Origin of the sequence: Sporosarcina sp., from assembly GCF_029257255.1 — a bacterium.
GTDB lineage: Bacteria > Bacillota > Bacilli > Bacillales_A > Planococcaceae > Sporosarcina.
This window is the reverse complement of the sequence record NZ_JARICI010000065.1, coordinates 1-11,700: the sequence shown is the minus strand read 5'-3', so window position 1 is coordinate 11,700 and position 11,700 is coordinate 1. Positions and strand designations below refer to the sequence as shown.

Sequence of the window (11,700 nt, the reverse complement as noted above, 5' to 3'; positions counted from 1 at the left end):
ATGGTGGAGTAGTTTCTTAACAGGACTTGCTAAAGAACCAATCCGTATTTAATATAAACAATAGACAAATGATGATAATCTGGCAATCACATACCAAACTATCATCGACTTACTGTTTAGTATAAAGTAAAATGACGTTTAATACAATGCCTATAATTTAAAAGATAGACTATTCTGTAAATGGAATCGAGGGAAACTTATGAAAAAAGTCCATGCGTTCAATGATATTATCAGGAAGTTGCGAAAAGACCTATTCGGGAAAGGCCCTGAAAGAATTCATACGATTTTTGTTGATAATATGGCAGTATCAACACTCTATGGCAATTTGACGCCGACTGAAAAATTCATTGCCAGTACGTCTGAGGGAAAAGAAATGGTGCACATGGCAAGAACCGGTATGATCCAAGCTGTCTATGAGAAAGCACCGCCAGAAGGCTTGGAAGAATTGGTCGAGGCAAAGTTTTTACACTTATTCAGTGATTTCAAGGTTGATGATGATATTGCTGTCTCGGTATTTTTATTTGACAGATCGATCGAGTGAGAGGGGGAAAATGTGTGGAACAGCAGCAGAAACGGCCGATTATACGCTTTCAGAATGGACAATTTATTGCAAAGGAAGATCTAGTGGCTGTGGAATATGCGATTACCATCAGGTTGAATGATAAGGAGTTTGCCACCATCGTCTGCACACCTGAATACGTAGAAGACATGGTTGTTGGTTTTCTCGCTTCTGAAGGAATTGTACCAAGATGGGAGCAGATCAAAGAAATTCGCCTAGATAAAGAAAAAGGAATTATTGATGTGAGTACTGATATTGTTTATCCATTTTTCGAAAAATTGCAGAATAAACGCTATATTACGTCTTGTTGCGGAATGAGCCGGCAAGGGTTTATCTTTGCGAGCGATGTCTTAACAGCCAAAAAAATGGACAGCATTTCTGTGCAATTGACAACTAACCAAATTTTCTCGCTAATGAACGAAATGGAAGAGCAGGCAGAAATGTTCCGGCATACAGGCGGAGTGCACAATGCCGCTCTCTGCAAGCCTGATCAATTACTTTTATCAAGAATGGATATCGGCCGACATAATGCTCTGGATAAAATTTATGGCCATTGTCTGAAAAACAAAATTCCTGTGCGGGATAAAATTATTGTATTCAGCGGTCGCATCTCTTCAGAAATTCTTTTGAAAGTGGCAAAAATCGGTTGTGAAATTGTCTTATCAAAATCTGCACCGACCGAATTAGCACTGACACTGGCTGAAGATTTAGGGATTACGACGGTTGGTTTTATCCGCGGCACGTCTTTTAATTTATATACACACCCCGGGCGAATACTTTCAGATAACTTGGAACCTCTTCCAAGTACATACAAAAATTAATATTGACAATATTGTGAAATGGTACTAATATACAGCTTAATCCTAATTCGCACCTTAAATATCGCTAAAACAGATTTTGTTTATAGCAATTAATGGGGATTTTCCTAACAGATCTGTACAGAGAGAGACGTCTCCGGTGCAAAAAGTCATCATGATAAAACTAAATATAAAAGGGAGGGTATCGTATGAAAAAGACTAAGAACAGATGGTTAATCGCTTTATCTGCGGTAGGTATTCACATTTCCATCGGGTCAGTGTACGCATGGAGTAACTTTACCAATCCATTGATCGAAGAATTCGGCTGGACAACAAGTCAAGTGCAGCTGACATTCAGTATCGCCATTCTTTTCCTTGGCTTATCAGCAGCTTTTCTCGGTCACTTCGTTGAGAAGTATGGTCCCCGTAAGGCCGGCTTGCTGGCAGCGACGTTCTTCGGAATCGGTGTGACTGGATCAGGGCTTGCGATAAGCATGGGTTCTTTGCCTATGCTCTATATTTTCTATGGAATGCTTGGCGGTATCGGTTTAGGTGTCGGGTACATCGCCCCTGTTTCCACGTTGGTTAAATGGTTTCCTGACAGACGAGGACTTGCAACTGGCCTAGCTATTATGGGCTTTGGTTTCGCAGCAGCGATCAGCAGTCCAATCATGGAATATTTAATCGTCAATGTTGGATTGACAAACACTTTCTATATTCTCGGAATATCTTATTTCACGATCATGCTTTTGTCCTCTCTTTACCTCGAGAAACCGGAAGAAGGCTGGGCTCCTCCCGGCTTTATTGAAAAAGTCCGTTCTGGAAAAACAGAAGTCAAAAAGGATCTTGCCCAGTTAACTGCAAATCAGGCAGTTAAAACAAAGCGTTTTTATTATTTATGGCTCATGCTGTTTATCAACGTCACATGCGGAATCGCTATTTTATCTGCCGCTAAACCGCTGGCAATTGACAGTATTGGCATGACGACCGTTCAGGCCGCCGCTCTAGTTGGTGTACTCGGTATATTCAACGGTGCCGGACGTCTTGGATGGGCCGCCATTTCAGATTATATCGGCCGTCCGAATACGTATACGACATTTTTCGTCCTGCAGCTCGTTTTATTTGCCGTACTGCCATTTACGACAAATGCGATTATGTTCCAGATAATCCTGGCGGTCATTTACACTTGTTACGGCGGAGGTTTCGCTTCCATCCCGGCATTTATCGGAGATATTTTCGGAACGAAACAACTTGGCGCGATCCATGGCTATATTTTAACTGCCTGGTCAGCTGCCGGAGTGGCAGGCCCCATGTTTGCAGCCTGGATGAAAGATACAACTGGCAGCTATGAGAGCAGTCTGTTGTTCTTCGCCGGACTATTTGCTGTCGCCTTCGTCATCTCATTATTGATCCGCGTTGACATGAAGCGTCTTCGCAATGAACAGGAAGGTATTGATCCATCTGCAATGGCTCAAGCAGCCGCAACAAAATAAATAACAGCGCATCTCCCTCAAATCGAGAAAGATGCGCTGCTTTTATTTTTCGCTCTCTTTAAATGTGTCACCACCCTCTATAGTACCGAGCTTAAAGCCTCGTTCGAACCAGTAAATACGCTGTTTCGCTGTACCGTGAGTAAAGCTTTCCGGTACCACATAGCCTCTTGCACGTTTCTGAATTGTATCGTCACCAACTGCACCGGCAGCAGTGATGGCTTCCTGCAGATCTCCCTGCTCCAAGTAACCGTGTCCCTGCGCATGATGCGCCCAGACCCCCGCAAAATAATCCGCCTGTAATTCAAATCGGACCAAGTATTTATTAAATTCCTCTTCGCTGAGTTTCTGGCGCAGCGGCATCACCTGATCAGAAATACCAAGCAGCGTCTGAACATGGTGGCCGACTTCATGTGCTACCACGTAAGCCATTGCAAAATCTCCTGGCGCTTTAAAAGAATTCTGCAGTTCATTATAAAATTCCAGATCAATATATAATTTCTGATCACTCGGACAATAAAACGGACCCGCTGCTGCACTGCCAAAACCGCAGGCTGTCTGTACTTGTCCCGTATATAATACTAATGTCGGATTCTTATATGTCAGGCCTTCCTGTTTAAACTGCTCTGACCAGATGTCCTCCGTATCAGCCAGCACAACTGAAACAAAGTCAGCCAATTCTTTGTCCTGCTCTGTTTCGACATATGGCTGTTCATTGCCGACAGAAGATTCATTTCCTAATAGATCAGTTGGGTTACCACCAAGTATTAAAAATAGGATTATACCGACAATACCAAGCCCTCCGCCGCCTAGCGCGATTGCTCCTCCTCCGCTCCTGCCTCGTCTGTCTTCCACGTTTGAGCTCTTTCTGCGTCCATCCGTTTTCATAAAATCTCCTCCACCCTTTTTTCCTCTTGTGGAATGTCTGCTGAGCAAACTAAACAATTTAGCTTTTATTTCAACATACCCATCTTTAGAAGTGAGCAAACAAGCCAGCATTCACTAAGAATAATGAAATTATTGTGAAACGGTGGGATATCTATTTCACATGCCCGCTTTTTCATATATACTTTACTTTAGTATTGTAAACTTATGAAGGAGTGGTTATGTTGAGCAGTAAGAAATCTGTATATAATTTCAACGCGGGTCCGTCAGCGCTTCCGCGTGAAGTTTTGGAGAAAGCACAATCAGAACTGGTTGATTTTAAAGATTCCGGAATGTCTATTATGGAGATGAGTCATCGCAGCGCTACTTATGAAGAAGTACATAATCAAGCAATCGAGCGTTTGAAATCTCTTTTCTCTATTCCCGAGAACTACGAAGTACTATTATTGCAAGGCGGAGCAAGTCTTCAATTCGCTATGATTCCAATGAACTTTTTAGCTTCAGGAGAAAAAGCGGCTTACGTTATGTCAGGTGCATGGTCTGATAAAGCGTTAAAAGAAGGTAAAACAATTGGCGATGTGTACGAAGCAGCTTCTACAAAAGAAACTAACTACAATAAAGTTCCGGATCTTTCTGAAATTACTTGGAACGAAGAGGATGCTTATGTTCATATCACATCCAACAACACGATTTTCGGAACTCAGTTCCAGGAATTCCCTGAGACTAATGATGTTCCATTAATTGCGGATATGTCGAGTGATATCCTTTCACGTCCGATCGATGTTAGCAAGTTTGGAATGATTTATGCCGGTGCACAGAAAAATCTCGGTCCTTCCGGAGTAACGGTTGCGATTATCCGAAAAGACCTGTTAGAAAATGTGAATGAGTCAATTCCTACTATCTTGAAATACAGCACACATGCTTCCAATAACTCGCTATATAACACTCCCCCTTCATTCGGTATTTATATGTTGGGTGAAGTGCTTGGGTGGATGGAAAAACAAGGCGGCCTAGAGCAGATTCAAAAGAATAATGAGGAAAAAGCTAAGCTAATCTATGATGCGATCGACAACAGTGGCGGCTTCTACACTGGACATGCTGAAAAAGGCAGCCGCTCCCTGATGAATATTACATTCCGGGTAGCAGATGAAGTTCTAGAGAAACAATTTTTAGCTGAAGCAAAAGAAGCTGGTTTTGTCGGCCTCAACGGACATCGCTCTGTTGGCGGATGCCGTGCTTCTGCTTACAACTCTGTACCGCTTGCTGCATGTCAGGCATTAGAGCAGTTTATGAAGAACTTTCAAGCAAAACATCAGAAATAAAAAATCGGGGCTCTCTCTAATGAGGGAGCCCCGATTTTTTAATGGGTAATTATGCTGAATTCTTTAGAAAATGCCTGCTGCAGTGAACTAAATGTCTGAATGTTCGTAAAATCTAAGCCGAGTTCAGTAGAAGCATGAGCAATTTCTGGCCGGATCCCAGTAAGTATAGCTTCTGTGCCAAGAAGTTCCAACACTTGCGTAACTTGATATATTTGCTGTGCGACTAACGTATCAATAACAGTCACACCGGATAAATCGATGTATAAATGAATAATATCAGCTTCCAGACATTTTGCCGGAATACTCTCGAGCATAATTCTCGCACGCAATTCATCCATGTCCCCCACTAACGGAACCACACCAATTTTGTCAGTCAGCTTAATGACTGGAGAGCTTAATTCATTGATCAAGGTTTGCTGTGTATCAAACTTTCTACTAATAAATCTATTGTATGTTGCAGCAAAGTCTACATAAACTTGATCGAACGCACTATTAATTGTTTTGCTCCAGCGCACATAGACTTCAATTGTCACACTGTCCTCATGAAGATGATAAAACTCTTCGACAAATTTCCAGTAAGCTAAACGGACTTTACTCAAAGCCGACAATACATCTTCAATCGGTGTATTACTGTTAACTCTGCTGAGAGCTACCACTGCAGCCCATTTCTTTTTATTTTTCTCAAAAATTTCTGGATCATCTAACAAACTACTCGTAATAGTTAAATTCGTGAGCTTATTTTGCTCACGCAACGTTTCTTCCAGCTTATTATTCACATCAAGTGAATATATAGATCCATTTTCTACTTCCCTCATTGCCAACCAAGAGTCTGTAATATTGTTGAAATTAGCTAATAAGAACTCATAAAGTTTTACATCTAACTGTTTCATATTATTCCCCCCGCTAATCTTCTAGATATAATCTACATGTGCATACATTTAATCACAATTTCACCTGATCGAAATGACCAAGCGATGCTTTTCGAAATCGAAAATATTTAAAATCACACCGAGTGCTGTAATATATTTGTACAATGACTCATAATAAATCTGACCATACTCTTTTTCATACTGTGCAATGGGATAAGGATAATTTGTTTCTTCCGGAATAGGAAGATACTTCCACGGACGTGATGAATTTTTCGCCTTTTCAGCATGAGCTTCGTTTAAAATTGCATAAAAAAGCTCAACCTTGTCTTTAGGAAAATCATAACAAAGAATATAATCATTTTCAGCAAGCAATACCAAGTGATTTCTGATCCATTCTCCAATCTGATGTTCAAGGGGTGCTTGATGAACACTTTTACATTGTTGTCGAAGAATTGCTGTTTCGGTCATTTCATTGGGCACTTTTTTCGTAAATAATTCAGACCAGTTTACTATATCCTTTTCGCTGAGTAAATCGCTACATTACTTAATATTTTGCCCCTTGATCACCATATTCTTCTAAAAGTTCTTCAAAACTCTTATTTTTTTCCCGTTCTTTTCTTTCTTGAATACGTTTTACTCTTTCCTCCTCTTTTTTCTGTTCGTCAGCTGCTGCAAGTATTTGTTTTGTATCTTTTAGTTTCGCAAGTACATCCTCACCCAATAAGTCAGAAAGTGAATTTCCAGTTTCCTTCATTTCTTGCTTCGGCTTAGATACACTGATATTCTTCCCTTTTTTCGCCATATCTATCACTGCTTTCTATCTGTATTATATAATTCAATTTCAAGCGATTTGTAATGTAAATTCGCTAGGTATAACCATTGCCCTAATTCTTCTTTTTTACGTACAATAGAGGTAGGGAGGGATGTTATATGTTTAGTCTACCAAAAAACGTAACACTAATCGAGGTAGGACCGCGTGACGGCCTTCAAAACGAAAAAAATAATATTTCCACGGACAGTAAACTGGCGTATATCCATGCACTTCAGAAGGCCGGTATTAAAGAAATGGAACTCACCTCGTTTGTATCTCCAAAATGGGTTCCGCAGATGGCAGATGCTGATGAGATTGTCCGGAAAGCAAAAAAATATGGAAGACAAATCGTACTGACACCTAACGACAAAGGAGTTCAAACTGCACTTCAAGCAGGCGCTCAAAATATTGCTGTATTTGTTGGTGTCAGTAATACATTTAACCAGAAGAATATTAATCGCACGACAGAGGAAGCTGTTAACGCTTTACGTCCTGTTATTAAACGGTTGAAACAGCAAGGGCACTTTGTTCGTGCTTGTATATCCACTGCTTTTCACTGTCCTTATGAAGGGTGGATTAAACCTGAGCAGACCATAGCCCTATGTCAACAATTTATAGATATGGATGTAGATGAATTAAGTGTTGCAGATACAGATGGTATGGCGAATCCTGTAGTCAGCTACTCATTATTCAACAGTCTGAAAGAACGTTTTCCTCATATACTGATCACAGCTCATTTTCATGATACGCGAAAACTGGGACTGACGAATATTTATGCGTCTTTGCAAGCAGGTGTGGACCGCTTCGATACATCGGCAGGAGGTTTAGGCGGCTGTCCATTTGCTCCGGGTGCAACCGGAAATGTAGCAACAGAAGATGTTTTGTACCTTTTAGAGTCTCTAGATATCCATACTGGAATCGATCTGCAGAAGGTCATACTTGCGGTGGACGAAGTGGCCCCTCACCTTTCAAGACCCATAACCACTGCTATGTATCAATTAAGTAAACGAAAAGAATAAACAGAAAGGAGGTAATTTCTTGAAGCGCAGATTGATCTATATTTCAGGTATTATTTCCAGTGTGATTGCATCTATACTGACTATATTCGGATTTTTAGTCACGAATCAGTTGATGTACCTGAAAATAAAAGACTCCGAATTCATTTTGCAAAGAGAAACAATTGCTAAAAGATTTGACCGCCAGTGGTTTGAAACGGTGCGTAAAGATAATATGTGGATCCCGTCCCCTAATGGCTATAACCTTCGTGCTATATTTTTACGGCCGCTAGATACGACGCGGACAGTTGTCATTTGTCATGGCGTCACCGAAAATAAAGTAAATTCTATTAAATATGCGAGGCTGTTTGAGCGTCTGGGTTTCAATTCTGTCATCTTTGATCATCGCCGGCATGGTGATTCTGGAGGAAAGACAACAAGCTTTGGATTTTATGAAAAGATGGATTTGAAGGAAGTAGTTTCTGCGGTGCGCAAACGGGTTGGTAAACGGGCCTTAATTGGAATACACGGTGAATCGATGGGAGCTGCAACGACACTATTGTATGCCGGCACATACGAGGATCAGGCCGATTTCTATATTTCAGACTGCCCGTTCTCCGATTTCTCAGAACAGCTGCTGCATATAATCCGTACTGAATTTCCGTTTAAGACTTCCATGAGCCTTCGCGTTGCTAACTTATTTTTGAAGATTCGTGACGGCTATACCTCTGCTGCAGTGTCTCCTCGTGAAGTGATGAAATTTATTGATAAACCTGTCCTTTTCATACACAGTATGGAAGATACTTTTATATTGCCGCATATGACGGAAGAGTTGTATGAATTAAAGGAAGGCGATAAAATGATGAAGCTGTTCGAAAAAGGTGCTCATGCGAAATCGTATAACGATAATCCAGAGCAGTATTTACGTACTGTCCAGACGTTCCTGCATCGTTTTCACTTATGCTAAAATAAAAAACTCCGTAAAAGGTAATTAGCCTGTAACGGAGTTTTTGCTTATTTTTTTTTATCAGGCTTGTCTTGAACTTTGTTCATTTGTGCCATCATTTGATTGATTTTCTTTTGTGAGGGTTTCTGTCCCATTTGCATCATCATCATACGTAACATTTGTTCATTAATTGGTGGGTTTTCCTTCAAATAATTCATCATATATTTACGCGCGATGAAAAAGCCGAGTGTTACCCCACCGATCAAAGCGACGACGATCAAGAGAATTGCTATCCATAGTGTCATTGCTGCCAAACCTCCCTCATTAAAAATAGTTCGATTACATACTACCAAGAAGGATTATACAACATAGCAGCAGTGAATAGCAATAACTGTTCGCTAATTGTTCAGAAGTTTTCACATTACTGCGTCTTCTAAGATTATCCGGTCTGAATACTTAACCGGTTTCAGCCAGCCGCACTCTTCCTGCTCGTTCATCACCGCAAAAAAACGGTCTGTTGAACTGGAAAGAGCCACAAATAAATCTAAATCTAGCATTCTGGACCCTTGGCAATATACTTGGATACAGTGTGTTCCCATCTTGATAAAAACTTCACCTTTAATCAAATGTGTTAACCGATACTCATTATGGCAGGAATCAATGGCATCAAAGCTTTTACCAAGTTTTTGTTTGATCAGCTGATCCAGCTCCGATTCATTTAGTTGATCACATAAATATTCAATTTCCTGATAGTTAGTAGAAGGACCCACCGCTAACAAATCAAATAGTAACCGTTCACGTCCCATTATGAAGGATTGATACTCTGCTTTTATTTTGAAAATTTCATATTTCCTCATAACGAACACCTCCTGATTACTATCATAGAGCTTGTCTCACTAAATTCTTGTCAGATGGCGGAAAACTTCCTCACTATTATTGTCGGAAAGCTGCGAAATTCTTTTCATGAATTGTATAAGAAAAACACATCCTCCGTTTTCCAACGAAGAGATGTGTAATTTATAGGGATTATTGATTTTGAAGTTCTTTAAATTTCTTCACTACATTTTCTACAGTGAAACCATATTTTTCAATAACAAGATCACCAGGTGCGCTTGCGCCGAACGTATCAATTGCCAGAACTGCTCCTTCGTCACCGGCATACTTATGCCAGCCAAGAGACGCGCCCATTTCAATGGCCAGACGTTTCTTCACTGATTTAGGAAGAACGGAATCTTTATATGCCTGGTCTTGTTTTTCAAAGAGATCCCAAGATGGCATAGAGACTACGCTGACATCGATGTTTTGTTCTTTTAACGCCTGCTGAGCCTCTGCCGCTAAGCTAACTTCAGAACCGCTGGCGATTAAAATACCATCGGCAGTTTCTTTAGTAGCTGGGGACACGACATATGCCCCTTTTTGTACAAAGTCCATTGCCAGTTCTTTAGATTTAGGAAGTACTTTAAGATTTTGTCTAGAAAGTACCAGAACCGTTGGTGTATCTTTAGACGTGGCAGCTGTATACCAAGCTGCAGAAGTCTCATTACCGTCAGCAGGGCGAATAATTGATAAGCCTGGCATCGCACGCAATGAAGCCAACTGTTCAACAGGTTCGTGTGTAGGTCCGTCTTCTCCTACTGCCACACTATCGTGAGTGAAAACATACGTTACAGGCAAGCCCATCAATGCAGAAAGTCGAATGGCAGGTCTGACGTAGTCACTGAATACGAAGAAGGTTCCGCCAAAAACTGTGACTCCACCGTGTAAAGCCATTCCATTTAATGCAGTTCCCATTGCGAATTCGCGAACACCAAACCAAATATTACGTCCTTCGGCATTTTCAGCAGAGAAGTCTCCTGCGTTCTTAATGGATGTTTTATTTGATCCTGCAAGATCGGCACTTCCGCCAAATAGTGAAGGCATTGCTTTTGCTAATGCATTTATTGATTCTCCTGATGCTGAACGGGTTGCAACTGAAGCACCTGACTCATAGACAGGCATGCTTTCTTTGAGATCAGTCGGAAGTTCATTGGCCATTGCAGTTTTCAATTGTGCTGCCAATTCCTTATGCTCATTCTCATATTGACTGAACAGTTCGTTCCACTGTTTCTCTGATTTCACACCCAGCTCATCAGTTGTTTCTTTGAAACGGTCATATACTTCGCCTGGAACGTGGAAATCTTCCTCAAATGTCCACTTGTAGTAATCTTTTGTTAATGCTAATTCTTCTTCTCCAAGTGGAGCACCGTGAACGTCAGATTTACCCGATTTATTTGGTGAACCATATCCAATAACCGTTTTCACTTCAATGATTGTAGGACCGCCAACATTTCCTTTTGCTTCTTCAATTGCACCGGAAACAGAGTTGATGTCATTGCCGTCGTCTACACGAAGATAATTCCAGCCGTATGATTCGAAACGTTTCTTGATATTTTCAGAGAATGACATGCCTAGATCGCCATCCAATGAAATATCATTACTATCATAAAGTACAATTAATTTGTCTAGCTTCAAGTGGCCGGCTAATGAAATTGCCTCAGCTGCTACACCTTCCATCAGATCACCATCGCCGCAAAGTGCGTAAGTGTAATGATCCACGATGTCAAATCCAGGTTTGTTGTATGTTGCAGATAAATGTTTCTCTGCCATTGCCATACCTACAGCCATACCGATTCCTTGGCCTAGAGGCCCTGTTGTCGCTTCTACACCTGCTGTGTGACCATATTCAGGGTGTCCCGGTGTTTTTGAATCCCACTGTCTGAAATTCTTAATATCGTCGATTGTCAAACCATAACCGCTTAAATGAAGCAAGCTGTAGAGCAGCATCGAACCGTGGCCTGCTGAAAGAACAAAACGGTCGCGGTTGAACCATTGTGGATTTGATGGGTTATGATGTAAAAACTTTGTCCATAGCGTATATGCCATTGGTGCTGCACCCATAGGTAGACCCGGGTGTCCGGAGTTTGCTTTTTCGATCGCATCGATTGATAGCGTTCGGATTGTTGTTATTGCCAGTTGATCGATTTTTT

General features: G+C 41.1%; 13 protein-coding genes. 6 read left to right on the top strand and 7 right to left on the bottom strand.

Features of this window, described 5'->3' with window-relative positions; genetic code table 11:
- The first annotated feature begins 199 nt into the window (after nucleotides 1-199).
- From Q1J64_RS12850 to Q1J64_RS12840, 3 genes are all read left to right on the top strand, one after another.
- Nucleotides 200-541 carry a Na-translocating system protein MpsC family protein gene (locus tag Q1J64_RS12850; RefSeq protein ID WP_301109481.1) on the top strand — a complete coding sequence of 114 codons (342 nt, stop codon included), beginning with the start codon at nucleotides 200-202 and terminating at the stop codon, nucleotides 539-541.
- Between the two features lie 14 nt (nucleotides 542-555).
- Complete coding sequence (gene fdhD / locus Q1J64_RS12845; protein ID WP_301109480.1) at nucleotides 556-1,380, top strand: formate dehydrogenase accessory sulfurtransferase FdhD; 825 nt, start codon at nucleotides 556-558, stop codon at nucleotides 1,378-1,380.
- 185 nt (nucleotides 1,381-1,565) lie between these two features.
- Nucleotides 1,566-2,849, top strand: a complete 1,284-nt coding sequence (locus Q1J64_RS12840) for an L-lactate MFS transporter (protein ID WP_301109479.1) — start codon at nucleotides 1,566-1,568, stop codon at nucleotides 2,847-2,849.
- A 42-nt stretch (nucleotides 2,850-2,891) separates the two neighbouring features.
- On the opposite strand, the gene ypfJ is transcribed toward Q1J64_RS12840, so the two are convergent.
- On the bottom strand, nucleotides 2,892-3,734 hold the full coding sequence (gene ypfJ, locus Q1J64_RS12835) for a KPN_02809 family neutral zinc metallopeptidase (protein ID WP_301109478.1): 843 nt from the start codon (nucleotides 3,732-3,734) through the stop codon (nucleotides 2,892-2,894).
- A gap of 218 nt (nucleotides 3,735-3,952) precedes the next feature.
- Between ypfJ and serC the strand changes: the two genes are divergently transcribed.
- On the top strand, nucleotides 3,953-5,053 hold the full coding sequence (gene serC / locus Q1J64_RS12830) for a 3-phosphoserine/phosphohydroxythreonine transaminase (protein WP_301109477.1): 1,101 nt from the start codon (nucleotides 3,953-3,955) through the stop codon (nucleotides 5,051-5,053).
- A gap of 38 nt (nucleotides 5,054-5,091) precedes the next feature.
- Here serC and Q1J64_RS12825 read toward each other — a convergent pair whose 3' ends face one another.
- The 3 genes from Q1J64_RS12825 to Q1J64_RS12815 all read right to left on the bottom strand — a co-directional run bounded on the left by Q1J64_RS12825 (nucleotide 5,092) and on the right by Q1J64_RS12815 (nucleotide 6,724).
- Nucleotides 5,092-5,943, bottom strand: coding sequence for an STAS domain-containing protein (locus Q1J64_RS12825; RefSeq protein ID WP_301109475.1), 852 nt, complete (start codon nucleotides 5,941-5,943; stop codon nucleotides 5,092-5,094).
- A gap of 60 nt (nucleotides 5,944-6,003) precedes the next feature.
- A complete protein-coding gene (locus tag Q1J64_RS12820; protein ID WP_301109474.1) occupies nucleotides 6,004-6,390 on the bottom strand; it encodes a hypothetical protein in 387 nt (128 codons plus the stop codon).
- A gap of 76 nt (nucleotides 6,391-6,466) precedes the next feature.
- Nucleotides 6,467-6,724, bottom strand: a complete 258-nt coding sequence (locus tag Q1J64_RS12815) for a YqkE family protein (protein ID WP_301109473.1) — start codon at nucleotides 6,722-6,724, stop codon at nucleotides 6,467-6,469.
- Nucleotides 6,725-6,852: 128 nt separating this feature from the next.
- Here Q1J64_RS12815 and Q1J64_RS12810 point away from each other — a divergent pair, with 128 nt between their 5' ends.
- Together Q1J64_RS12810 and Q1J64_RS12805 are read left to right on the top strand one after the other, a co-directional pair.
- The gene (locus Q1J64_RS12810) at nucleotides 6,853-7,752 is read left to right on the top strand and encodes a hydroxymethylglutaryl-CoA lyase (protein ID WP_301109472.1); all 900 of its coding nucleotides are present in this window, start codon (nucleotides 6,853-6,855) and stop codon (nucleotides 7,750-7,752) included.
- Nucleotides 7,753-7,771: 19 nt separating this feature from the next.
- Entirely contained in the window at nucleotides 7,772-8,695 is a 924-nt protein-coding gene (locus Q1J64_RS12805) for an alpha/beta hydrolase (protein WP_301109471.1), read from the top strand.
- 47 nt (nucleotides 8,696-8,742) lie between these two features.
- Here Q1J64_RS12805 and Q1J64_RS12800 read toward each other — a convergent pair whose 3' ends face one another.
- From Q1J64_RS12800 to tkt, 3 genes are all read right to left on the bottom strand, one after another.
- Nucleotides 8,743-8,979, bottom strand: a complete 237-nt coding sequence (locus tag Q1J64_RS12800) for a YneF family protein (protein ID WP_301109470.1) — start codon at nucleotides 8,977-8,979, stop codon at nucleotides 8,743-8,745.
- A gap of 111 nt (nucleotides 8,980-9,090) precedes the next feature.
- Entirely contained in the window at nucleotides 9,091-9,531 is a 441-nt protein-coding gene (gene sirA, locus Q1J64_RS12795) for a sporulation inhibitor of replication protein SirA (protein WP_301109469.1), read from the bottom strand.
- Between the two features lie 169 nt (nucleotides 9,532-9,700).
- Nucleotides 9,701-11,695 (bottom strand): transketolase, encoded by a 1,995-nt coding sequence (gene tkt, locus Q1J64_RS12790; protein WP_301109523.1) that lies wholly within the window; start codon nucleotides 11,693-11,695, stop codon nucleotides 9,701-9,703.
- Nucleotides 11,696-11,700: the final 5 nt, after the last annotated feature.